Here is a 21,096-nt window from a genome sequence, read left to right as displayed (position 1 = left end):
TGGTCCGCGAAACACCCGCGGATTGACTTGCCCCGGACCGCCGCGGATGTGACAATCGCCCGCCGCGGTGTCAGCATTAAGTAAATGAGCACAACTCATTTAGCCGATCCCCCCGCTACAACGCCGGGCGATACCTCGTTTTTTGGCCACCCAAAGATGCTGGCCAGCCTCTTCTCCGTAGAAATGTGGGAGCGCTTCTCCTTCTACGGAATGCAGGGGATCCTCCTCTATTACATGTACTTCACAGCCGCCGAGGGCGGCCTTGAGATCGACAAGGCCCTCGCCGCCAGCCTGGTCGGCGCCTACGGCGGCGGTGTCTACCTCTCCACCATCCTGGGCGCCTGGCTCGCGGACCGGCTCTTCGGCTCCGAGCGTGTGCTCTTCGGTTCCGCGATCATGATCATGGCCGGCCACATCGCACTGGCCCTCATCCCGGGGATCCCGGGCCTGGTCGCCGGCCTCGTGCTGGTCGGCGTCGGATCCGGCGGCCTCAAGGCCAACGCCACCGCGCTGGTGGGAAGCCTGTACCGCGAGAAGGACGAGCGCCGCGACGCCGGGTTCTCCATCTTCTACATGGGCATCAACGCCGGCGCCCTGATCGGCCCGCTGGTCACCGGCTGGCTGCAGGAAAGCCAGGGCTTCCACTGGGGCTTCGGCGCCGCCGCCGTCGGCATGGCCGTGGGCCTGGGCATCTACGCCCTGGGCCGCAACAAGCTGCCTGAAGAGGCGCACCGGGTACCGAACGCACTGCCCGCCGCCGAACGCACCCGCTACGGCCTGATCTTCGCCGGTCTCGCCGTGGTCATCGCCGTGCTGCTGGCCACCGGCGCCGTCAACGCCGGCAACCTTGCCCTCTCCATGGCGTACGCGGCCATCGGCGCGTCGGCGCTGTACTTCGTGCTGATCTTCAGCAGCAAGAAGGTCAACGCCACCGAGCGCAGCCGGGTGGCAGCGTTCATCCCGCTCTACATCGCTTCCGCCGCTTTCTGGGCGCTCTTCCAGCAGCAGTTCACCTTCATTGCCGTGTACTCGGAGGAGAAGCTGGACCGGAACCTGTTCGGCTGGGAAATGCCGGCGGCCTGGGTCCAGTCGATCAACCCGGTGTTCATCATCATCTTCGCCGGCGTTATGGCAGCCCTGTGGACCCGGCTGGGACGCAGGCAGCCGGGCTCGGCGCTGAAGTTCTCGATCGGCCTCTTCGTGATGGGCCTGGCGTTCCTGGCCTTCATCCCGCTGGCCGGCGAGGGTAAGACGCCGCTGCTGGCCCTGGTGGGAATCCTGCTGCTGTTCACGCTCGCCGAACTGTTCCTCTCCCCCATCGGCCTGTCCGTCACCACCAAGCTGGCCCCCAAGGCCTTCCACACGCAGATGGTTGCCTTGTTCTTCCTCTCGGTTTCGCTGGGCACCACGCTGGCCGGCCTGCTCTCGGGGCTCTACAACCCCGACGACGAACTGCCGTACTTCATCGGCGTCGGCGGCACGGCGATGCTCCTGGCCGTCGGCCTGGCCGCGGCCTCGCCTGCCATCAAGAAGCTCATGGGCGGCGTACGCTGAGCTGAATGAGCACCCGAGATCGCCCGCCGGTTGAGGCGCGCGTCTACGTCCCCGCCCCCGGCGAGGCGTCCGACGTCGAACTCATGCCGGCGGGCGATGTCACTGAAGGCGTGGTGCGGGTTGGCGGCACCATCCGCCGCCCGCACCAGCCGCAGAGCCTTGCCGTTGCGGGCTACCTCGACTGGCTCGAGGACGCCGGTTTTGACGGTTCCCCGCGGTACCTGGGCCGGGACGCGGATGGCCGGGACGTGCTGACCTTCCTGCCGGGGCAGCGCGCCGGCCCGGTCCCGGAGGCCTGGGTGCAGTCCGAGGAGCTGCTGGCCTCGGTGGCGCGGTTACTGCGCCGGCTCCACACCGCCTCCGCCGGCTTTGTGCCGGACGCCCACCCGTTTCCGCCCCGCTTTATCCCAGCGGGCGCAGTCAGCCAGGACCCGGCGGAACTCGTGTGCCACCTTGACGTCACGCCGCAGAACGTGGTGGTCCGGGACGGCCTGGCCGCCGGGCTGGTGGACTTCGACCTCGCCGGCCCCAGCACGGCTTTCAAGGATTCGTTCAATACCGCCATGCACTGGGTGCCGCTCCGCGACCCGGCCGACGGTTGGCCGGGCTGGGAAGGCACGGACCCGTTCCGGCGGCTCCGGATTTTCGCCGACGCGTACGGCTGGGGCGAGGAGGAACGGCGGACGCTGCCTGCTTTCGGGATCGAGGCGACGGCGCTGAGCTATGAACGGATGCGGCACAACGCGGCGGTGCTCGGCGGGGGCTGGGCCCGGATGTGGAACGACGGCGTGGGCGGACTTATCCTGCGCCGCCGCGGCTGGCTGGAGGCCAACGCGGAGCGGCTGGTGGCCGCGCTTAGCGGGTGATGAAATCCGCGTTTGCGAAGGCGACGCCCAGCGTGACCACCACCAAAAGGGTGATGGCGATCGCGGCATAACCGAGGACGAGGCCCGCGATGGCGAGGCCCTTGCCGCCTGGCTCGCGGTTGAGCGCCAGGTGACCGAGGACGACGGCGGCCAGTTGCGGGAGCAGGAAGAAGCCGAAGCCCAGGAAAGACGCGATGCCGCAGCACAGGCTCGCAATGCTCAGGCCCTTCGGAGCGGGAGCCACGCCGTAGTAGTACGGCTGGCCGTAGGCGTCGGCGTAAGGACCCGTCGGCTGGCCGTAGCTGCCGGCCGGCTGCCCCAGGTGCGGTGCGCCTGCCGGCATCGGCGGAACGTGGCCGTCATCTCCGTACGGCGGACGATACGGCGGCGGCGGCTGGTAGCCCCGGTACGCCTCGCCGTTCCCGGGCCTGGGCTGCTCGGTCATGAAATTCCCCTCTGACATGTGTACGTCCAGAGTAGCGCCGCGCCGATTTCCCGGCCGCAGCTGCCGCGTCACAGCGGGCCCGTTTCCAGCGAAATCATGTTGCCGGGCGCCCTCGTCTGGCATGCTGGAGCCATGGCTAGCCGCGCGGGCACAGTTGCCCAACCCCAAGACCTTGTTGACCTCACTGCGCTCCTGGACGCGTACTACGATGTTTCGCCGGATCTGGGCGACCCTGGCCAGCGGGTGGCGTTCGGGACCTCCGGCCACCGCGGGTCGAGCCTGAAGGCGTCGTTCAACGAACCCCATATCCTTGCCATCACCCAGGCCATCGTGGAATACCGCGCCGGCCAGGGCATCACCGGGCCGCTGTACCTCGCCAAGGACACGCATGCCCTGAGCGAGCCGGCGCAGAATTCCGCGCTTGAGGTCCTCGCCGCGAACGGCGTGCACGTGCTGATCGACGCCCGCCACGGCTACACGCCCACCCCGGCGCTGAGCCACGCCATCCTGACCCACAACAACAACTCCGCCGCCGGAGCGCCGCAGGCCGACGGCATCGTGGTGACGCCGAGCCACAACCCGCCCGGCGACGGCGGCTTCAAGTACAACCCGCCGCACGGCGGCCCGGCGGACACCGATGCCACCGGCTGGATCGCCAACCGCGCCAACGAACTGCTCGAGAACGGACTGCGCGGGGTCAAGCGGGTTCCCATCGCGGATGCCATGGCCGCCGGCACCACCGGGAAGTTCGACTTCCTGAGCAGCTACGTCGATGACCTGCCCTCGGTGCTTGACCTGAACGCGATCCGCGAGGCGGGTGTCCGGATCGGCGCCGACCCCATGGGCGGCGCGTCGGTGGATTACTGGGGCGAAATCGGCGAACGCCACCATCTGAACCTCACCGTGGTGAACCCGACCGTGGACCCGCAGTGGGCCTTCATGACGCTGGACTGGGACGAGAAGATCCGGATGGACTGCTCCTCTCCCTCAGCCATGGCCTCCCTGATCAACCGCATGGCTGTTGGTGCGGACGGGTCCGCGCCCTTCGACGTTGCCACCGGTAACGACGCCGACGCCGACCGGCACGGCATCGTCACGCCGGATGGCGGGCTGATGAACCCCAACCACTACCTCGCCGTCGCGATCGATTACCTGTACCGGCACCGGGCCGGCTGGAACCCGCAGTCGGTGATCGGCAAGACCCTGGTGTCCTCGTCCATCATCGACCGGGTGGCCGAAAGCCTTGGCCGAAAGCTCGTGGAGGTTCCGGTCGGGTTCAAGTGGTTTGTGCCCGGTCTGCTGTCCGGCGAGGGCGCCTTCGGCGGGGAGGAATCCGCCGGCGCCTCGTTCAATAAGAAGGACGGCAGCGTCTGGACCACCGATAAGGACGGCATCCTGCTGGCACTGCTGGCTTCCGAGATTACGGCGGTCACCGGAAAATCGCCGTCGCAGCTGTACAAGGGCCTTACCGACCAGTTCGGCGATCCCGTTTACGCACGCATCGACGCCGCCGCGACGCGGGAGCAGAAGGCTGCCCTGGGCAAGCTCTCGCCCTCGGACGTGACTGCGACGGAACTCGCCGGCGAAACCATCACCGCCAAGCTGACCGAGGCGCCCGGCAACGGTGCGGCCATCGGCGGACTCAAAGTGGTCACCGAAAACGCCTGGTTCGCGGCCCGACCGTCAGGCACCGAGGACGTCTACAAGATCTACGCCGAGTCCTTCAAGGGCGCAGAACACCTCAAGCAGGTGCAGGCCGAGGCCAAGGCTTTGGTGGACGGGGTTATTTCCTAGCCGCCCCTCCGGGCGGGGCGGCGGCCTCAGGCCGTCTGCTCCTCGCGGAGGCTGGCGGCCAGCACGGACCGGTCCCGGCCCAGCGTCTTTGCGCGGTAGAGAGCGGCGTCGGCCGAGGCGACCAGCGCCTCCAGATCAGTCCGGCCGGGGCCGGTGGAGGCGATGCCATAGCTAACGGTGGGCAGCCGGGCCTCGACGCTGGGCTGCGCCTCCTGCAGCCGTCGGCTGATGGTGGCCGCCATTTCCCCGGCGCGTTCCGGGGTGACGCCCGGCAGGAGCAGGATGAATTCCTCGCCGCCGTAGCGGCCCACGAGATCGGTGGAGCGGACCGAGGACGTACACGCGGCGGCGAACGTTTGCAGCGCGGCGTCCCCGGCGGCGTGTCCGTACTGGTCGTTGACGGCCTTGAAGTGGTCCAGGTCCGCCAACACAAGCGCCGCGGTGGTCCGGGCGTTGCCGAGCCTGCGCAGTTCGTTGGCTGCCAGGTCCATAAAGGCGGTGCGGTTCAGGAGGCCAGTCAACCCGTCAACCGTGGCGCGTGCCCTGAGGTCCCGGGTCAGCTGTTCGTTGCTCAACTCGGCCATGGTGAAGGACGCGAGCACCAGGACCATCGATGTGAGCAGCGTGGTCACCACGGAACCGAAATAGGCGACGAACACGGGTCCGTCCGGCCCATCCAGGAGAAACGCGGCCAAGCGGCCTACGTAGAAGACGGTCAGGAGGCCGGAGCCGTAAGCGAGCGGGCGGTGCACCCGGGAGTAGTCGACGTCGAGCAGGAAAAGCTCGCGGGAGGAGAGCCCGAGCATCAGAGCCATCATGCCCAGCAGCACCGGTCCGCCGGACCAGTTGTTCGTCGCCGGGTGGTCCAGGACCGATACGACGCCCGTCACCGCCGGCCCTGCCAGCAGGAACCACAGCCTGGGGTTTCCGGTGCGCAGTGAGCGGGCACCGGCCCACATGGCCCCGGCTCCGCCGACCAGCAGGGTGTTGCCCAGCGGGTTTGCCCAGGTTTGGTGGGAGGTGCCGTCCAACAGGTAGGACGCGGATCCGGTGAGGAAGAGCAGCAGCGCCGAGCACCACCAGGCGCTGAACGGGGAACGGGTGCGCCGGTAGGTGATGAAGTAGAACAGGCACAGCAGCGTCAGGGTCACGACCGCAAGGGCGACACGCAACGTGGAGGTGTCAAGCATCATCCTGTGGCTCCCCCAGCACGCACCCAGTGACCCCAGTATCCGTCGGTGTCAGTCCCAATTTGACCCCAGTATTGCACCTTGGGCCGCAAATGAAGAGGTTCATTCACAATGTGGCCTCCCAAAGCCGGAGCACGCGCCGCGTGGCGTGTCCGCCGTCGGGGGCCATATCCACCAGGGCGATCCGGTCCAGCGCCAGCTGCCCGCCTGCACGGGGCCCCTTGCCGCCGCGGTGCGACACGTGCGGGCGGTAACCCGCCATGGTGTAGCCGGGGGTGGCGATGCGTCCGGGCAGCGCCGCGACCACGTCGACGAGGGCTTCGTGAAGGGTCTGGAGCGGTGCGCTGGGTTCGATCAGGCTGACCGGGATGGAGCCGGCCCGGCCGAAGCCTGCCTCCAATCCGACGGTCACGGCGGAGCCCAGCGCGGCCCGCACGGGAGCATCCATACGGGCGGCCACGTGGCTGGCCAGCCTGTCCCCGGCGACGGCGGTGCCGCCGTCATCGCCGTCGGCGGCGTCGGCGGGAAGCCGATCGACGACGTCGAACTTCACCAGCGTGATGTGCAGCGGCCAGGCGTCCCGCGGGAATTCCATCCCCTCGGTGACGGGCTCCAGGAAAGCGACCACAATCAGGTTCCGCATGGGCATAGTCTGCCACCGCCCTCTGACACGGGCGGAGGCATGCGGGCCTCAGACGGTGCGGACAACGACCTCGTAAGCGAACTTCGGCTTCGGGGCGCCCCAGGCGTCCTCGGCGGCCTGGCCGATATTAACCACCATGAAGCTCTTCTGGCTGCCGTCCGGGAAGAACGCCGTGTCGATCTTGCCGAAGTCGGCACCTGTCATCGGTCCGGCGGAGAGTCCCAGCGACCGGACGGCGAGGATGAAGTAACCGGCCTGCAGGTGGGCGTTGTTGTTCCCGGTGGCCGCGGCGAGGTCCGGGGCGGCGTCGTACATGGCCTTGGGGGCGTTATAGCCGGGAAGGAAGGTGTCCCACTGCTCATGCCAGGCGGTGTCGACGCTGAGGATCGCAACCAGCGGCGCGGACGCCGTCTTCGCGCGGTTCCCGGCGGACAGTGCGTCCACCAGCGCGGCGCGGGCCTCATCCGACCGGACATAGGTGACGCGCAGCGGCTGGGAATTGAAAGCGGTGGGACCAAATTTGGTCAGCTCGTAAATGGCCCGGGCCTGCTCGTCCGTGACCTCCCCGGTAAAGGCGTTGGCGGTGCGCGCCTGGGCAAAGATGGCGTCCACTGCTGCGGCGTCAATTACTGCTTCTTCATGGGCGATCGTCATTCGCGTCCCTTTCGCTGGGCTCGCCCCGGCCGGGGCGCTGCTGCTGTCCCTAGGTTCAACGGAGCCCCGGGACCGCTGCTTCCCGGCTCACCGGGTGACGTCGCCCACTCCCATTAAGGACCAGCTCGCCATCGTTGGGGTGCGAATGGGCCGCGTCTCGGGAGCGCGTCCGACGGCGTCCGGGCGGCACTGTCCGTGCAGGAACGACAGGATCTCGCGCCCCTGCTCGTCCAGGCCAGCCGCCGCCGGAACGCGGCTGATCCCGCTGGCGCGGAGCGTGTCCAGCAAGGCGTGAACGGCCGGTGTTCACGACCCGGAAGTCCTACGAACGGTGTCCCCCACGCCCACCACGAGGCTCGAATTCCCGCCGGTAAGGATCTCTTCGCACTCCGTCGACCCAAATCTAGACGACGGACGGATCCTGTCACGCGAGGCCTTCTGCCGCCGTCGCTGAGAAACGCCCTGCGTGTTGGACGTCCAGTTCCTCGGGGAACGTCTTCCAAGCCCTGAGCGGGGAGAAAATCACGGGCAATGCCGAGGCAGCCGCAATGGCGGCCGTGGTCCAGAGCACGGCAAGCTCCCCGGCGAGGAGCGCCAGAGAGCCTCCCGCGAGGCTCGCCACGGGCATCGCCCCCAGGGTGACAAGACGGTAGCTGGACATCGCCCTGCCCATCAGTTCTCTCGGAACGAGTCGGGCCAGGATGCCGGCACCTGCCAGTCCGGTGAGCACAACAAAGTAGGACCAGCCAAAGCCGGAGAGCCCGACCCAGAACACGGGCTGCAGCCCCAAGGCGGGGGCCGCAGGCACTAGCAACATGCACCCGGCCCCGGCCACGCTCGCGATAATTTTCGTCCTGCCGATTCCCAGGCGCCGGGTCACACCGGTCGCCATTAGCGAGGCAATCAATCCACCGACAGCAGACACGGCACCAAGTGCGACGACCTGGTCCACCGGCACCCGGAGGGTATTGAGCACAAAGACGACTTTCGCCCCGGCTCCCCAAAGTCCGGCGGCGTTGACAAGCGCCACTGAGCCCATCAATGGCCAAACTAGCGGGTGCTTCAGCATGAACGACAGCCCGTGGCTAGCCTCCGCCCAGAAGCCCGCCGAGGCCTGGGGCCGCCCTGCCCGCGCCTCGGGCAACGCACACGTTACGGCCGCCGAGAACAGATAGGCCAGACCGGAGATGAGCAGGACGGCAGGCGCGGCAATCACTTTGATGAGAAGACCTACAACGCCCGGGGAAGTGACGGCCAAACCGCTCTGGACGGCCTGCACGCGGGCATAGCCAGCTGCCAGCAGGTCACCGGCCAGGAGCGAGGGCATAAATGCCGAATGCGCTGTGGTAAAGAAAACATCGGCAGCACTGATGACGGCGGCGACGAGAAAAAGGTGCCAAAGCCCCAGCGCTCCCGTTGCGTAGGCCAGGGGCACGGTCAGCACGGCCACCGCCCGGACAATGTTCGCACAGATCAGGACGGGTTTCCGGGGCCAGCGGTCAACCAGGACCCCGGCGGGGACTCCCAGGACCAGGAAGGCCGCCATGCCCAGAGCATTGAGGATGCCGGCTTCGAAAGCGCCGGCGCCGAGGCCGGCCACCGCGACGACCGGCAGTAGCGAACGGGCGACATCGTCACCCAGCCCGTCGCCGATCCCCGCAATGAAGAGCCACCCGAACGGCCCCCGCAGGAGAGCCCGTGCAGGCACGGCGTCAGCGCCCTCGCCTGCCGGGGCATGACAGCTACCCTTGGAGTTGGAAATGCGTAAGGTCACACCTGACAATGTCAGGCACGACCTGACATTGTCAACGGAACCGTTTGATAAGCGAGGAAACAGATGACCAACAACGATGCAGACCGGCGCTACTGCTCATTCTGCGGCCGCGACGGGACCCCCGGCCGGCGGCTGGTTGCCGGACCGGGAATCGCGATCTGCGAGGACTGCGTCGGCACCGCGCGGGACCTGTTGGCCGCCCCGATGGGTTCCGCGGCACCCTCACTGGGGCCCGCTTGGGAACAGCTGAGTAACGAGGAAATTCTTCAGCATTTGCCGGAAATCTCGCGCGTCAGCTTCCAGCTCGAGGAGCAGCTGAAGCGCTGGGTCGGCGCGGCCAGGGAAAGGAACCTCAGCTGGTCCAGGATCGGCGCCGCCTTGGGCATCACCCGGCAAACGGCCTGGGAACGGTTCAAGACCTTGGTCTGAACCTGCGAGGGGCCGCCGTACTGTGGCTGGCACGCGATAATTGCGGGCGGCGCACTTGCGGGCCACGCCACCTCGCGCCCCTTCGGCGCCCGGGGCGCCTAGGCGTCGTCGTGCTGCAGGGAGGACGAGAGTTGGCGGCCCACGTCCGGGGGCGGGAGTACGCAACCGCCTGAACTCTCACCGGGACCGTCCCTTCGCCAGGACTTCGTTCAGCCGCCGTCCGACCGGTCTGGCGGGAGACCCTGGACGCCCGTGTCTTCTGAAGGAGTGGACGAAGCGGGCTGGGTGAGTTGCGCGGTGATTTCATCTGTCCAGCCGTCGACGGCCACCCAGTCCCGCAGGTCACCGAAGCGGCCGCCTGTAAGCCGGAACAGGAGCCGGAGCGGCGCGGGCATCTGCCCGGCCTCGTAGACACCCGAGAAGACTTTGTGGCCGCGAAGTGGGACGTCCTGAAACTGAGATCGTTCCAGGCGTTGCTGCTGCAGTAGCGCACCACGCTTGCGAAACAGCTTAGGCAGGGCGTCGGACATTCCGACGCTGAAGGCCCAAACAGGCCGCTGGGCCAGCTCGTGCGCGTGCTGTGATACGAACAGCAAAGCCGGCGGGAGCCACGCCTGGTTGTGGATCGCGCTGCCGACCACGACAGCTTCGTAGCCGGAGACAGCCTCGATCTCCTCCACGGACCGGCACTCGACCGGGCCCAGCGAAACAGCCATACGCTCAGCTATGTGCTGGGCTATTTCCCGGGTGGACCCCAGAGCACTTGCATAAGCAACGAGAACCCTCATGGCTGACCCTCCTACCTTCCTCGCTCCAGTCTGTTGGAAGCTCGGGCCGGTTGTAACCTGCCATAGGTCCCGCCACGGGGAAGTGCGGCGGGTTGAAAAGGCGAGGACTCGACGCCGGTGACCCTGTGGTGCAGGGCCGATCCAATTGGCCTGCGACGGGCGTGGCGGTCCAAGACCGACGACGACCGAAGCGCAGTATGTTGGTCGGAAGTCCGCGGGATTGCTAGAGGAAGGACCGGCGAATGATGTTTGCGGAATTAACCGTCCGTCCCGCTTTGCCGGAAGACGCCGGAGAAGTTCGAAGGTTGTCGATCGCTTTCACGCCCCGCGCCCGGGATCTGCCTCAGCAGGACTTTGACAGTCGTTACGCAAGCGCCGTTGCCGACGACACCTGGTGCATTGCGGTTGCCCAGTCGGGCAGCCGGCTGCTCGGCTACGCCTTGGCCCAGGACTTCGGACCGGGTTTGCGCACAACCTTTACTACGGGAAGGGTGCATGACCTGTACGTGGATCCGGAGGCACGGCGGTTCGGCGTGGGTAAGTCACTGATGAACTTCATCTTTAACTGGTCGAGAAACCGGCCCCAGCCGATGATCCTCGACTGGCAAGCAAGACCGTCGGCGGTCGCCTTCTACGAAGCCTTGGGCTTCCGGGCGGACCATGTAGGTGACTTTCCGGACCATCCGGGTTTCACCCTTGATCTGCGGGCATAGGACGGCGCGGACAGGGACTGTCCGGGCGAACCGGATGCTGCCGGGTACCGTCCCTGGACGATATAACCACGCCGTCCCGCGTCAGAGTTTCGTGGGCGTCAGTGGCAGCCGAAAGGCGCAGCTGCAGCCCGAGACTGGGTGCCGCAAATAGTGTCAGTGCCCAGCACGAGAATTGGTCCATGGGAATCAGTGGAGTTCTCGCTTCTCGTCTCGCCATATGGCCTGACGCTGCTGCCCGGTGGGTGCCTGTGGCGCGGGGCGGGCTGCCCGGGTGCAAAGGCGGTTTAGCTGGGTCCATTACGGCGTTTACTGTCGTGGGTCCCTGGTTGTATGGGTTCATGGGATCCAGCGCAGCTCTCACCTTTCCTCCGGCGACCCGGGCCGGTGGGTGCCGGTGGGTGCCGGTGGTGCGGGGTGTGCTGCCCTGGCCCGGGGCGGGTGCCGGCTGTTCTGGTGCGGGCAGTGGTGCGGCTAATAGTGTCGTAGGTCAGCGGCAGGATTGATTCATGGGAACCAGCGCAGCTCTCACCGTTTCTCCGGCCACCCGGCCCGGTGATACTGCCCGCCCGGTCCCTGCACTGGGAAACATTCTGGGGCAGGTGCGGGAGTTGTGCGCGACGGCGGTTACGGACGCGGCGCTGTTCGGGTTCGCGGAGGCCGCGGAGTACGCCGCCGGGGTCGAGGAACTCGCCCGGGGGCTGGAGTTCCTGCAGCTCGTTGGCGCGGCCGCGGTGGACCGGACCCGGAAGGAAGCCGCCGCCGCGGATTCCCCGGTCCTGGATGACGGTTACCGCAAGAGCGGGGACTTCCTCCGGGACCGGCTGCAGATCACCGGCACCGAAGCGCACCGGCGGCTGTCCCTGACCGCCGCGGTCCTGCCCCGCACCGGGATCACCGGCCAGATCCTCCCGCCCCTGCATGAGGAACTCGCCGCCGCCGTGGCCGCCGGGACCGTGCCGTCCCGGTCCGCGACCATCATCGCCCAGGCCCTGGACCGGGTCCGGCCCCTGTGCGACCCGGCCACGACCGCCCGGATGGAACACTCCCTCACCGCCACCGCGGCCGGGCACGATCCGGACTTCCTGGCCCGGGTCACCCGGCGCTGGCTGGACGCCATCGACCAGGACGGCGCCGAACCTTCCGAGGAGGTCCTGCGCCAGTTACAGGGCGCGTTCATCCGTAAACCCCGCCACGGCCTGCACCACCTGGAAATCTTCGCCACCACCGAACAATTCGAGACCCTCCTCACCGTGATGAACACCGCCACCAACCCCCGCACCACCCCCGCCGGGACAGCAAACGGCAGCCCGGCCGCCACAGACAATGGCGGGGCCAACGGCGGCGGGGAGGCCGGGGCGGACGGCGGCGGGGACGACGGGGCTGAGGGGTTCGTGCCGGGCGGGCTGGACTGGCGGTCCCGGCCGCAGAAATACCTCGATGGCCTGGTCGGCGGCTGCCAAATAGCCCTCACGTCCGGCGGGCTGCCCGCCACCGGCGGACACCGCCCCCAGATCATGGTCACCATCGACTACCGCGACCTCCTCCAACGCCTCCTAAACGCCACCAACACCAACGCTGACCCTGCCACCGACAGCCAGACAGGCCCGTTCGCCAGGGCCGTTGACGCCCGCGCCGGCGGACGCGGCACAGGTCCGTTCGGGTTCACCGGCACCGGGGCCGGTCCGTTCGGGTTCACCGGCACCGGGGACGCCGGCGGACGCGGCACAGGCCCGATGGGGTTCACCGGCACCGGGGACGCCGGCGGACGCGGCACACGCCCGATGGGGTTCACCGGTACCGGGACCCTGGCCTTCACCGGCCCCGTCACCGCAGCGACCATCCGCAAAATCGCCTGCGACGCCGACATCATCCCCATCCTGCTCGGCGGCCAGGGCCGCATCCTCGACATCGGCCGCACCACCCGGATCTTCCCGCCCCACATCCGCAAGGCCATCACCGCCCGCGACCAAGGCTGCGCCTTCCCCAACTGCACCATGCCCGCCACCTGGTGCGAAGCCCACCACATCACCTACTGGTCCCGCGGCGGCAACACCAGCACCGACAACGGCGTCCTCCTCTGCTCCCACCACCACCACCTGATCCACAAAGAACAATGGACCATCCAACTCCGCACCGGAATCCCCTGGTTCATCCCGCCACCCCACCTCGACCCCCACCAAACACCCCAAAGAAACCACTACTTCAGATGCTGAACCACACACCCGGTCAACCTGTGGCGCCCGGCGGGCGGGCCCGGCCTCACGAGCCGAGGACGAAGATCCCGTCCGATCCCTCGGCGGCCCGTCGTGAACCCGCGGTCGCGTAGACGCTCACCGACCAAGGCGAATCCTCGCAGAACGCGCCAAGGTGCCAGTCGGAGTAACGATGCATCAGGGCGAGTCCGGTTCCTGCGGCCGCGAGATCTTGTTGTTTGGGGCCTCCCCGGGCCTTGGTAGAGGTCCCGACGACCAGGCCGCCGCCGGGGTTCAGGATGGAGGCGGCCTGCCTGAACGTCGTCGCCAGAGCCTCGTCCGTGAGGAAGGCCGGGACGTTTCCTGACATGAGCACGAGGTCATAGGCGGCGGGGAGGCCTACGTCGCGCAGCGCGGCGGCAGAAATATCTCCGCCGCCCAAGCGTCGAAACCACGAGGGGTCGAACAGGTCGCGGGCCACCGCCAGCACGGCGTCGGTCGGATCGAGGCCGTACGCGAGGTGGCCGCGATGTCGAAGGGCGCCGACCGCCGACCCGATTCCACAGCCCACGTCCAGGATGTGGGCCTTCCGCGGCACAGCATGTCGACAAAGCGCGCGTCTACTTCGAGGTCGCCGCCGGAGACAGCCAGGTGGCGCATTTTTGCGGCGTAGGCAGCGTAGTCCGGTCCCTGGTTCACCGGTTCAGCATGCCACGGCCGGCGCGGCATTCCGGCGCTCAGCGCCGCCAAAGGTACGGCGTCGTCGTCGAGACCCGGAGCATGCCATAGCGTTCCAGGATTGGTCGCGAGTATTCGGTTGAGTCGCTGTGGATAAGCGTCTTGCCCAGTGACAGGGCAGCCCGGGCACGAGCCGCGGTGACCGCCCGGTAGATCCCTCGGCCGCGCCATTGTTTGCGCGTGGCCCCGCCCCAGATACCGGCAAATTCAGTGTCCGGAACCGGCTCCAGGCGACCGGCGCTCACCATCACGCCTTGGTGTTCGGCAACCCAGAGTTCCATCCCGTCGTTCCGGGCCATCCGGCGCAGGATTGCGTCTGCGTTGGCGTCGGCGATCGGGCTGCCAAAGACTTCGTCCTGCATGGCGCTCATGCCGCGGATGTCTGGTTCGTCCCATACTCTCCGGAGGCTCACCCCGCTTGGCAGCTCTACGTCGACGTCCAAGGCGCTGGCGGCCCCGATCATTACCGACTCGGTCTCGTCAGGTTCGAACCCGTTTTCGAGCAGCGTCTCGTGCAGTCCGGGCGCATGGTCGTGGCCCCGGGTTTTCCATTCGACCCGCACGATTTCCGGATCCGCGCGGTAGAAGGCAAGGGCTTCGGCTACCCATCCTGCAATGGTTGCCGCGCCGGCTCCGGCCAGGTCCTGATACGTCACGAATCCGCGGCCGCCCGCGAAAGTCACGAGCCGCAAGGGGCCTAACCGCTCGACGTCGACCGCACCCGGGGTCTCCGCATCGGTCCGGAGCTGCTGGTCGTACGCTGCAAGAAATTTCGAAGCATCCATTGGCCCCCACGGTACAGCGGCCAGCATCTCTGCTGTGGGGTCGGGATCCGTTGCAGGGGGTTAGTTGCAGCCGGCGACGACGCCTGCCGCACAAAGCTCATCGGCACTTCGGGCGACATTCGCTCTGCTACCCGGGCAGCCCCACTCCGTCCAACGGATCCGGCAACTAAGAAGCAGGGTCCCGGCCCTACGCTTAACGGGGTCTCCGTCCTACGCTTAAGTCGCTAAGCCTCAAGTCTCTCCGTTAGGCAGCGAAGGCAGGCTAACAAATGGGCAGTCATGTCATGACGCTGGAACAAGCGCGCCGCGGGCCTCTCTTCTGGCCGCGAAGGATTCTGGTTGCGCTTTACGTCGCCATGGCCGCGGCTCTGGCGACGAGCGCGACCCTCGCAGGCTGCACGGCGATGGCAACGCCCGCAAAGGGACAGTACGTTCCGCAGACCCGGACCTACTTCATCGGAGCGGACGAGGTCGACTGGAACTATGCGCCTTCCGGAGTAAACCAGAATGCGGGCACACCCTTCGACAAAACCGCGGCCGTCTTCACACAGCAGGGCCCGCAGAGGATCGGCACCACTTACGGGAAGTCGCTGTACCGTGACTACACGGACGCGTCCTTCACGAAGCTCCAGCCGCGCAGCGACGCGGACAGGCATCTGGGCATGCTCGGCCCGGTCATCCGAGGCGTCGTGGGTGACACCATCAAGGTGGTCTTCAAGAACAACCTTGACCGCCCGGCGTCGGTGCACGTCCATGGAGTGTTCTACGACAAGGCCAATGAGGGCGCCCCGTACGAGGATGGCACCGGGGCGTCGGACCACGGTGACGACGCCGTCCCGCCGGGAACCGTTTACACCTACAACTACAAGGTCCCGGACAGGGCCGGCCCCGGCCCCATGGACGGGAGTTCCGTGATGTGGATGTACCACTCGCACAAGGACGAGGTCGGAGACGACTATGCCGGCCTGGTCGGTCCGATGGTCATCACCAAGTCCGACGCGGCCCGCGCGGACGGAACCCCCAACGACGTCGACCGGGAATTCTTCGTCCAGTTCAAGGTCAGCGATGAAAACGCCAGCCCGTACCTGAAACGCAATATCGGACGCTTCGCCGGCGCCCCGGGTTCCGTGGACCCGGCCAATGAAGAGTTCCGCGAAAGCAACCTGATGCACTCCATTAACGGCTATGTCTTCGGCAACCTGCCGTTGGATGCACTGACCATGAAAAAGGACGATCGGGTCCGCTGGTACCTGATGGGCATGGGCACCGAAGTCGACCTGCACACCCCGCACTGGCACGGAAACACCGCGACAGCGCTGGGGATGCGCACCGACGTCGTGAACCTGCTGCCAGCGAGCATGGTGGTAGCCGATATGGTCCCCGACGACGTAGGCACCTGGCTGTTCCACTGCCACGTCAACGACCACCTCAGCGCCGGGATGTCGGTCCGTTACCGGGTAGTTGACGCGGCGAGCCCCGGCAGCGGGAACGGCAGCCATACCGGCCATACGCCCTAAAAGGACCGGGGCGGCGGTCCCTGATCGGTAGGCTCACACAATGGCAAACCCCGGAACCCTCGCCCGCGTCCGATCCGCCTACGACGCGGTGGCCGAGACCTACGCGACGGCGCTTCCCGACACCAGCTTCGAGTCACCCCTTGATTTGGCCATGATCGGCGAGTTCTCCGCACTGCTGCGCTGCGCCCCCGGGCGGAACGTGATCGACGCCGGCTGCGGCGCCGGCCGGATGAGCGCGCACCTCAGCGACGCTGGCCTGGTGGTCACCGGGGTGGATGTCTCGCCGGGAATGGTCCAGACCGCTCGGCGGCTTCACCCCGCTCTCACGTTCGACGTCGGCGAGCTGGCTGACCTCCCCGCCGACGACGGCGCCGCGGCCGGCATCCTCGCCTGGTACTCCATCATCCATTCCTCCCCGGCAGCCTTGCCCGCGATCGCCCGCGGGTTCTGGCGGGTGCTCCGTCCCGGCGGCCTGGCGCTCATCGCTTTCCAGGCCGGCAGCGGCCACCGCACCATCGAGCGCGCCTACGGGCACGACGTCGAACTCCGGGCAGAACTGCACGCGCCCGAGAACGTCGCCCTCGACTTCACGGAGCAGGGCTTCGTATTGCGCGCGCAACTGCTCCGCGCGGCCCGGTCCATGGAAAAAGACCCGCAGGCGGTCCTCCTTGTGGCCAAACCGCCGGCACCGTTACCGTAAAGCGGGTGCCATGGAGCAGCGGCCAGCTCGCGCACCCGGTCGCCATTGCCGGAGAGCGGCCGATGCCGCAGACTGACGGAAGAGCAGCGTCAGCGTCACTGAACGGGCTGATGCAAGGCACTCACCCTCGCCCCAGGACCAGCAAGCCGTCAACACAGAGGAGGCCCCGCCGTGCAGCAACCTACGCCGGCCAATCCGGATAACGTCCAGCGACAACTAGCGATCTTTGACGTAGTCAGACGCGCACGCGGCAAGACCCTGTCGGAGGTGAAGGCCATGCTCACCAAGGCGTTCGCAGAACGGGGACTGTCCCGGCAACCGGAACCCTGGTTGGACGCTGTGGCAGCGGAAGCGTCATATGGCAAGCCCTACATCGTGGACCTCCCCGCCGCAGTGGCCGCCGACAGCATCACGTCCGCCCCCGACCGGCTAATCGAGGCCAGGCTGGGTGAGCGCCGGCTGCTCCGGGAATCCATACCCGGCACAGATTCAGGACACGGCGCGGCTGCCTCCACACCCCGGGCCGCCGACACCTCTCCGCGCAGGCTGTTGCGTTTTTCCGCGGCAGCCCTGGCAGCCGTTCTGGCGACCGCGGCGGTCCGTGCGGCCCTTCGTCGGCGAAAGTGAGGCCCACACGGGCGTTCCTCTGACGGCGGTTGCGGGCGCCACGCGGGCGCGCGGGCTGAGTCCCGGGCCATGGTTTCCTTAGGCACTGTTGCCCGGGCTCCGGGAGGAGTAGGTTGCTCGGATGGAGGACACGTACCAGGTCATTGTGGTTGGTGCCGGATTCGCGGGTTTGTCGGCCGCCAAAGAACTCGGTCGGAAGGGCGTCCGCGTACTGCTCATCGATTCGAATAACTACCACCAGTTCCAGCCGCTGCTCTATCAGGTTGCCACCTCGCAGATCGGAGTCTCGGCCGTGACCCGGCCAATCCGTTCCGTTGTCCGGCGGCTCCGAAGCGTGCGGGTCCTGACCGCCGACGTCGCGTCGGTCGACATCGGAAACCATGCGGTCACCACCGTTGACGGCGAGACGTTCAGCGCCCAAATCCTCGTCATCGCGGTCGGGGCCGTACCGAACTTTTTCAACACTCCCGGCGCGGAGGAACACGCGTTGCCCCTGTATTCGGTCACCGACGCGACCACGCTCGGCACCGGCCTGACCCGGCTGCTTGACCGGGCCGACCGGGAGCCGGACGTGCCGGTCGACGTCGTCGTGGTGGGCGGAGGCCCGACCGGGGTGGAAACCGCAGGGGCGCTGGCCGAAAACATCAAATTCGTGGTGACCAAGTACTTCTCCCCCGAGCTCGCAGCGCGGTGCCGGGTGCACCTGGTGGACATGGTTCCGAGCGTGCTCGCCATGTTCTCGGCGAAGTCCCAGGCATACACAACCCAGCGCCTGAAGAAAATCGGGGTGCAGCTGCACATGGGAGTCGGCGTCACCGAGGTCCGGGCCGACGGTGTGACGCTGGCGGACGGGACCGAGATACCCAGCCGGATCGTCGTCTGGGCAGGTGGGCTCAAGGCGGGCGACCTCCTGGCCGGCTCCGGACTGCCGCAGGGCAAAGGAGGCCGCATCGACGTCCGTCCGGACCTGACGGCGCCCGGCGCCGAGGGTGTCTACGTCCTCGGCGACGCCGCCAACATCACCGACGCCTCCGGAGCCAAACTGCCGCAGCTGGGCTCAGTCGCCCAGCAGGCCGGAAACTGGGCCGCCCGCAACATCTACGCAGACATCACCGGCGGCACCCGGCAACCGTTCCAGTACACCGACAAGGGATACATGGCGATGATCGGACGGGGCGCCGCCGTCGCGGAGCTTGGACGCCAGCGCCTCCAGCTCCAGGGACCCCTGGCGTTCCTGTCCTGGCTCCTGGTGCACCTGGCCCTCCTGTCCGGAACCCAGCAGAAGGTCCGCGCGCTGTTTTCCTGGCTCAACGGCTACATCTTCCACAGCCCCGCGCAGGTCGTCGTCGGCGGCACGGAGCGCGGCGTGGAGCGGGGCACCGGGCGCGGCCCGCAGCCCGGCCGCTAGCCCACCCCACGGCGCTGTCCCGGACGCGCAATCTCCCTGTAGGATCGGACACTCAAGGCCGGACGCAGACCCCCGGCATGGCGGTACGGAGGGCATGATGAGCGACAATCTGCATCTCACCCCGGACGAAGACTTTCCGGAAGATCTTGCCGCCGTCGAAGACCAGCAGCTGCAGGTCCTTGACAGCCAGATCCAACGCCAGCTGGACCACGAGGTCATTGCCGAGGGCGAGCCAAACCCGGAGACGGAATTCCGGCACTATGAGCTGGATGAAGAGTTCCAAACCCGCGACGACCGCTAGCACGAGGGCGAAGAATCCATCCCGGCCCGGATCGTGAAACGCTAGGGGCATGGATCTGGAGGTGTCGCCCGCGCTCACCATCCCGGCGGCCGAACTGCGCTGGAGGTTTTCCCGTTCCTCCGGGCCGGGCGGGCAACACGTCAACACCACTGACAGCCGCGTCGAACTGTCCTGGGACATCGGCAGCTCTGCGATACTTTCCGAGGGCCAGCGGCTGGTGCTGGTGACGCGCCTTGGTTCTCGCCTGGTCGCCGGAGTGATCACGGTGACCGCCTCCGAGCAGCGTTCCCAACTGCGCAACCGCGAAACCGCCCTGGTGAAACTCTCCGACCTGGTCGCGGAGGCCCTGGCGCCGGACGGTCCCCGACGTCGGGCTACCAAACCCACCCGCGGCTCGAACCGTCGGCGCCTCGCCGCAAAAGGGCAGCGGTCGGAGACAAAACGGCAGCGCAGGCGGCCGTCCGCCGAGTAGCGCCACGGCGGGGCTTCCAGCGGGCCGGGCCCGGCCGGCGCGGTAAAGTGGCACCGGAAGATTCCTTCCCGGTCCCGCCACACATTCTTGAAAGGCTCGCTGCAATGAGCATGCTCGGCACCAAATGGAAGATCCACGGAAACGGCAAGTCCATCCGCCCCGGCGAGGTTGTGAGGCCGGATGAGCGCCTCGCGTGGCCCCTGACCATCGGCGTGGGTATGCAGCACGTGGTGGCCATGTTCGGCGCCACCTTCCTGGTCCCGATCATCACGGGCATGCCGCCGGCCACTACCCTCTTCTTCTCCGGCATCGGCACCCTGCTGTTCCTGGTCATCACCAAGGGCCGGGTGCCCAGCTACCTCGGTTCCTCCTTCGCCTTCATCGCCCCGATCATGGCCTCGCAGCAGCAGTTCGGCATCCCCGGCGCGCTGGGCGGCGTGGTGCTGGCCGGCGTCGGACTGGCCATCATCGGCGCCGTCGTGCAGAAGTTCGGCGCGGGCTGGATCAACCGGCTCATGCCCCCGATCGTCACCGGCGCCATTGTGGGGCTGATCGGCCTGAACCTGGCCCCGGCCGCCAAGAACAACTTCGACGCCGCCCCCATCACCGCCCTGATCACCCTCGCGGTGATCATCGTGGTCAGCGTCTTTTTCCGCGGCATCCTGGGCCGCCTGAGCATCCTGGTCGGCGTCGTGGTGGGCTACCTCGTCGCGATGATCCGCGGCGAGGTCAACTTCGCCAAGGTCGACGCCGCCGCCTGGGTCGGGCTCCCGCACTTCCAGACCCCCGAATTCCACCTCGGCGTTGTGGGCCTGTTCGTGCCGGTGGTGCTGGTGCTCGTGGCGGAGAACATCGGCCACGTGAAGTCGGTTTCCGCCATGACCGGGCAGAACCTCGACGGCGTCTCGGGACGTGCGCTGATGGCCGACGGCGCCGCGACCGTCCTCGCCGGCCTGGGCGGCGGTTCCGGCACCACCACCTACGCCGAAAACATTGGCGTGATGGCAGCAACGAAGGTCTACTCGACGGCGGCCTACTGGGTGGCCGGTATCTTCGCCGTTGTGCTGAGCTTCTCGCCGAAGTTCGGCGAACTGATCGCCACCGTCCCCGCCGGCGTGCTCGGCGGCGCCGCGACCATGCTCTACGGCATGATCGGCGTCCTGGGCGTAAAGATCTGGGTGCAGAACAAGGTCAACTTCTCCAACCCGATCAACCTCACCACCGCAGCCGTGGCCCTGATCGTCGGCATCGCGGACTACACCTGGACCATCGGTGACCTCAAGTTCACCGGCATCGCGCTGGGCTCCGCCGCCGCCCTTGTGATCTACCACGGCATGAAAGCCATCGCGAAGGCCCGCGGCACCGTGGCCGAACCGGAAACCGAGGACACAGCCGCCGCCGGGGCCGTCAAAGCCGCGGTCAACGCCGCCGCGAAGCGCGCGCCCAAGAAGCGCCGCTAACCGCCGCCGCCGCACAGAAAGGCCGGCGCCCTCCCACCGTGTGGTG

21 protein-coding genes are annotated in these 21,096 nt (G+C 67.5%); 13 read left to right on the top strand and 8 right to left on the bottom strand.

Features of this window, described 5'->3' with window-relative positions; genetic code table 11:
* Positions 1-84: 84 nt before the first annotated feature.
* Both AC1MBE_RS10215 and AC1MBE_RS10210 read left to right on the top strand, forming a co-directional pair.
* Complete coding sequence (locus AC1MBE_RS10215) at positions 85-1,554, top strand: peptide MFS transporter (protein ID WP_479777897.1); 1,470 nt, start codon at positions 85-87, stop codon at positions 1,552-1,554.
* Between the two features lie 5 nt (positions 1,555-1,559).
* Positions 1,560-2,420, top strand: a complete 861-nt coding sequence (locus AC1MBE_RS10210; protein WP_479777895.1) for a phosphotransferase — start codon at positions 1,560-1,562, stop codon at positions 2,418-2,420.
* Here AC1MBE_RS10210 and AC1MBE_RS10205 read toward each other — a convergent pair.
* Positions 2,410-2,865 (bottom strand): DUF4190 domain-containing protein, encoded by a 456-nt coding sequence (locus AC1MBE_RS10205; protein ID WP_479777893.1) that lies wholly within the window; start codon positions 2,863-2,865, stop codon positions 2,410-2,412. The genes AC1MBE_RS10210 and AC1MBE_RS10205 overlap by 11 nt on opposite strands.
* Before the next feature lie 132 nt (positions 2,866-2,997).
* Between AC1MBE_RS10205 and pgm the strand changes: the two genes are divergently transcribed.
* Positions 2,998-4,659 (top strand): phosphoglucomutase (alpha-D-glucose-1,6-bisphosphate-dependent), encoded by a 1,662-nt coding sequence (gene pgm / locus AC1MBE_RS10200; protein WP_479777891.1) that lies wholly within the window; start codon positions 2,998-3,000, stop codon positions 4,657-4,659.
* A gap of 26 nt (positions 4,660-4,685) precedes the next feature.
* On the opposite strand, the gene AC1MBE_RS10195 is transcribed toward pgm, so the two are convergent.
* From AC1MBE_RS10195 to AC1MBE_RS10180, 4 genes are all read right to left on the bottom strand, one after another.
* Positions 4,686-5,852, bottom strand: a complete 1,167-nt coding sequence (locus AC1MBE_RS10195) for a GGDEF domain-containing protein (protein ID WP_479777889.1) — start codon at positions 5,850-5,852, stop codon at positions 4,686-4,688.
* Positions 5,853-5,955: 103 nt separating this feature from the next.
* Complete coding sequence (locus tag AC1MBE_RS10190; RefSeq protein WP_479777887.1) at positions 5,956-6,492, bottom strand: 2'-5' RNA ligase family protein; 537 nt, start codon at positions 6,490-6,492, stop codon at positions 5,956-5,958.
* Positions 6,493-6,540: 48 nt separating this feature from the next.
* On the bottom strand, positions 6,541-7,146 hold the full coding sequence (locus AC1MBE_RS10185; RefSeq protein WP_479777885.1) for a malonic semialdehyde reductase: 606 nt from the start codon (positions 7,144-7,146) through the stop codon (positions 6,541-6,543).
* A 424-nt stretch (positions 7,147-7,570) separates the two neighbouring features.
* Positions 7,571-8,920, bottom strand: a complete 1,350-nt coding sequence (locus AC1MBE_RS10180) for an MFS transporter (RefSeq protein ID WP_479782566.1) — start codon at positions 8,918-8,920, stop codon at positions 7,571-7,573.
* A 63-nt stretch (positions 8,921-8,983) separates the two neighbouring features.
* Between AC1MBE_RS10180 and AC1MBE_RS10175 the strand changes: the two genes are divergently transcribed.
* A complete protein-coding gene (locus AC1MBE_RS10175; protein WP_479777883.1) occupies positions 8,984-9,349 on the top strand; it encodes a ClpX C4-type zinc finger protein in 366 nt (121 codons plus the stop codon).
* A gap of 209 nt (positions 9,350-9,558) precedes the next feature.
* Here AC1MBE_RS10175 and AC1MBE_RS10170 read toward each other — a convergent pair whose 3' ends face one another.
* Positions 9,559-10,137 carry a flavodoxin domain-containing protein gene (locus AC1MBE_RS10170; RefSeq protein WP_479777881.1) on the bottom strand — a complete coding sequence of 193 codons (579 nt, stop codon included), beginning with the start codon at positions 10,135-10,137 and terminating at the stop codon, positions 9,559-9,561.
* Between the two features lie 242 nt (positions 10,138-10,379).
* On the opposite strand from AC1MBE_RS10170, the gene AC1MBE_RS10165 reads away from it, so the two are divergent.
* On the top strand, positions 10,380-10,850 hold the full coding sequence (locus AC1MBE_RS10165; RefSeq protein ID WP_479777879.1) for an N-acetyltransferase family protein: 471 nt from the start codon (positions 10,380-10,382) through the stop codon (positions 10,848-10,850).
* Positions 10,851-11,356: 506 nt separating this feature from the next.
* On the top strand, positions 11,357-13,063 hold the full coding sequence (locus AC1MBE_RS10160; RefSeq protein ID WP_479777877.1) for an HNH endonuclease signature motif containing protein: 1,707 nt from the start codon (positions 11,357-11,359) through the stop codon (positions 13,061-13,063).
* A gap of 46 nt (positions 13,064-13,109) precedes the next feature.
* On the opposite strand, the gene AC1MBE_RS10155 is transcribed toward AC1MBE_RS10160, so the two are convergent.
* Both AC1MBE_RS10155 and AC1MBE_RS10150 read right to left on the bottom strand, forming a co-directional pair.
* A complete protein-coding gene (locus tag AC1MBE_RS10155; protein ID WP_479777875.1) occupies positions 13,110-13,640 on the bottom strand; it encodes a class I SAM-dependent methyltransferase in 531 nt (176 codons plus the stop codon).
* Between the two features lie 139 nt (positions 13,641-13,779).
* Positions 13,780-14,565, bottom strand: a complete 786-nt coding sequence (locus tag AC1MBE_RS10150; protein ID WP_479777873.1) for a GNAT family N-acetyltransferase — start codon at positions 14,563-14,565, stop codon at positions 13,780-13,782.
* Between the two features lie 284 nt (positions 14,566-14,849).
* Between AC1MBE_RS10150 and AC1MBE_RS10145 the strand changes: the two genes are divergently transcribed.
* From AC1MBE_RS10145 to AC1MBE_RS10115, 7 genes are all read left to right on the top strand, one after another.
* Positions 14,850-16,082 carry a multicopper oxidase domain-containing protein gene (locus tag AC1MBE_RS10145; protein WP_479777871.1) on the top strand — a complete coding sequence of 411 codons (1,233 nt, stop codon included), beginning with the start codon at positions 14,850-14,852 and terminating at the stop codon, positions 16,080-16,082.
* A 40-nt stretch (positions 16,083-16,122) separates the two neighbouring features.
* Positions 16,123-16,782, top strand: coding sequence for a class I SAM-dependent DNA methyltransferase (locus tag AC1MBE_RS10140; protein ID WP_479777869.1), 660 nt, complete (start codon positions 16,123-16,125; stop codon positions 16,780-16,782).
* A gap of 276 nt (positions 16,783-17,058) precedes the next feature.
* Entirely contained in the window at positions 17,059-17,409 is a 351-nt protein-coding gene (locus AC1MBE_RS10135) for a hypothetical protein (RefSeq protein ID WP_479777867.1), read from the top strand.
* A gap of 121 nt (positions 17,410-17,530) precedes the next feature.
* Positions 17,531-18,817, top strand: a complete 1,287-nt coding sequence (locus tag AC1MBE_RS10130; RefSeq protein WP_479777865.1) for an NAD(P)/FAD-dependent oxidoreductase — start codon at positions 17,531-17,533, stop codon at positions 18,815-18,817.
* A 94-nt stretch (positions 18,818-18,911) separates the two neighbouring features.
* Complete coding sequence (locus AC1MBE_RS10125) at positions 18,912-19,118, top strand: hypothetical protein (RefSeq protein ID WP_479777863.1); 207 nt, start codon at positions 18,912-18,914, stop codon at positions 19,116-19,118.
* Between the two features lie 49 nt (positions 19,119-19,167).
* Positions 19,168-19,590 carry an alternative ribosome rescue aminoacyl-tRNA hydrolase ArfB gene (gene arfB, locus AC1MBE_RS10120; protein ID WP_479777861.1) on the top strand — a complete coding sequence of 141 codons (423 nt, stop codon included), beginning with the start codon at positions 19,168-19,170 and terminating at the stop codon, positions 19,588-19,590.
* Positions 19,591-19,694: 104 nt separating this feature from the next.
* The gene (locus tag AC1MBE_RS10115) at positions 19,695-21,050 is read left to right on the top strand and encodes a uracil-xanthine permease family protein (protein ID WP_479777859.1); all 1,356 of its coding nucleotides are present in this window, start codon (positions 19,695-19,697) and stop codon (positions 21,048-21,050) included.
* Positions 21,051-21,096 lie beyond the last annotated feature (46 nt).

The organism is Arthrobacter sp. BG5 (assembly GCF_056680155.1).
Note: the sequence above shows the minus strand (reverse complement) of the source record. Positions and strands in the feature narration are given on the sequence as shown.

What these genes read in the sequence shown, in the direction of transcription:
- AC1MBE_RS10115 (WP_479777859.1), top strand. Translation starts at nt 19,695, where the DNA reads ATGAGCATGCTCGGCACCAAATGGAAGATCCACGGAAACGGCAAGTCC.
- AC1MBE_RS10205 (WP_479777893.1), bottom strand. Translation starts at nt 2,865, where the DNA reads ATGACCGAGCAGCCCAGGCCCGGGAACGGCGAGGCGTACCGGGGCTAC.
- AC1MBE_RS10185 (WP_479777885.1), bottom strand. Translation starts at nt 7,146, where the DNA reads ATGACGATCGCCCATGAAGAAGCAGTAATTGACGCCGCAGCAGTGGAC.
- AC1MBE_RS10135 (WP_479777867.1), top strand. Translation starts at nt 17,059, where the DNA reads ATGCTCACCAAGGCGTTCGCAGAACGGGGACTGTCCCGGCAACCGGAA.
- AC1MBE_RS10175 (WP_479777883.1), top strand. Translation starts at nt 8,984, where the DNA reads ATGACCAACAACGATGCAGACCGGCGCTACTGCTCATTCTGCGGCCGC.
- AC1MBE_RS10140 (WP_479777869.1), top strand. Translation starts at nt 16,123, where the DNA reads ATGGCAAACCCCGGAACCCTCGCCCGCGTCCGATCCGCCTACGACGCG.
- AC1MBE_RS10165 (WP_479777879.1), top strand. Translation starts at nt 10,380, where the DNA reads ATGATGTTTGCGGAATTAACCGTCCGTCCCGCTTTGCCGGAAGACGCC.
- pgm (WP_479777891.1), top strand. Translation starts at nt 2,998, where the DNA reads ATGGCTAGCCGCGCGGGCACAGTTGCCCAACCCCAAGACCTTGTTGAC.
- AC1MBE_RS10195 (WP_479777889.1), bottom strand. Translation starts at nt 5,852, where the DNA reads ATGATGCTTGACACCTCCACGTTGCGTGTCGCCCTTGCGGTCGTGACC.
- AC1MBE_RS10145 (WP_479777871.1), top strand. Translation starts at nt 14,850, where the DNA reads ATGACGCTGGAACAAGCGCGCCGCGGGCCTCTCTTCTGGCCGCGAAGG.
- AC1MBE_RS10125 (WP_479777863.1), top strand. Translation starts at nt 18,912, where the DNA reads ATGATGAGCGACAATCTGCATCTCACCCCGGACGAAGACTTTCCGGAA.
- AC1MBE_RS10160 (WP_479777877.1), top strand. Translation starts at nt 11,357, where the DNA reads ATGGGAACCAGCGCAGCTCTCACCGTTTCTCCGGCCACCCGGCCCGGT.
- AC1MBE_RS10215 (WP_479777897.1), top strand. Translation starts at nt 85, where the DNA reads ATGAGCACAACTCATTTAGCCGATCCCCCCGCTACAACGCCGGGCGAT.
- arfB (WP_479777861.1), top strand. Translation starts at nt 19,168, where the DNA reads ATGGATCTGGAGGTGTCGCCCGCGCTCACCATCCCGGCGGCCGAACTG.
- AC1MBE_RS10130 (WP_479777865.1), top strand. Translation starts at nt 17,531, where the DNA reads ATGGAGGACACGTACCAGGTCATTGTGGTTGGTGCCGGATTCGCGGGT.
- AC1MBE_RS10190 (WP_479777887.1), bottom strand. Translation starts at nt 6,492, where the DNA reads ATGCGGAACCTGATTGTGGTCGCTTTCCTGGAGCCCGTCACCGAGGGG.
- AC1MBE_RS10210 (WP_479777895.1), top strand. Translation starts at nt 1,560, where the DNA reads ATGAGCACCCGAGATCGCCCGCCGGTTGAGGCGCGCGTCTACGTCCCC.
- AC1MBE_RS10150 (WP_479777873.1), bottom strand. Translation starts at nt 14,565, where the DNA reads ATGGATGCTTCGAAATTTCTTGCAGCGTACGACCAGCAGCTCCGGACC.
- AC1MBE_RS10170 (WP_479777881.1), bottom strand. Translation starts at nt 10,137, where the DNA reads ATGAGGGTTCTCGTTGCTTATGCAAGTGCTCTGGGGTCCACCCGGGAA.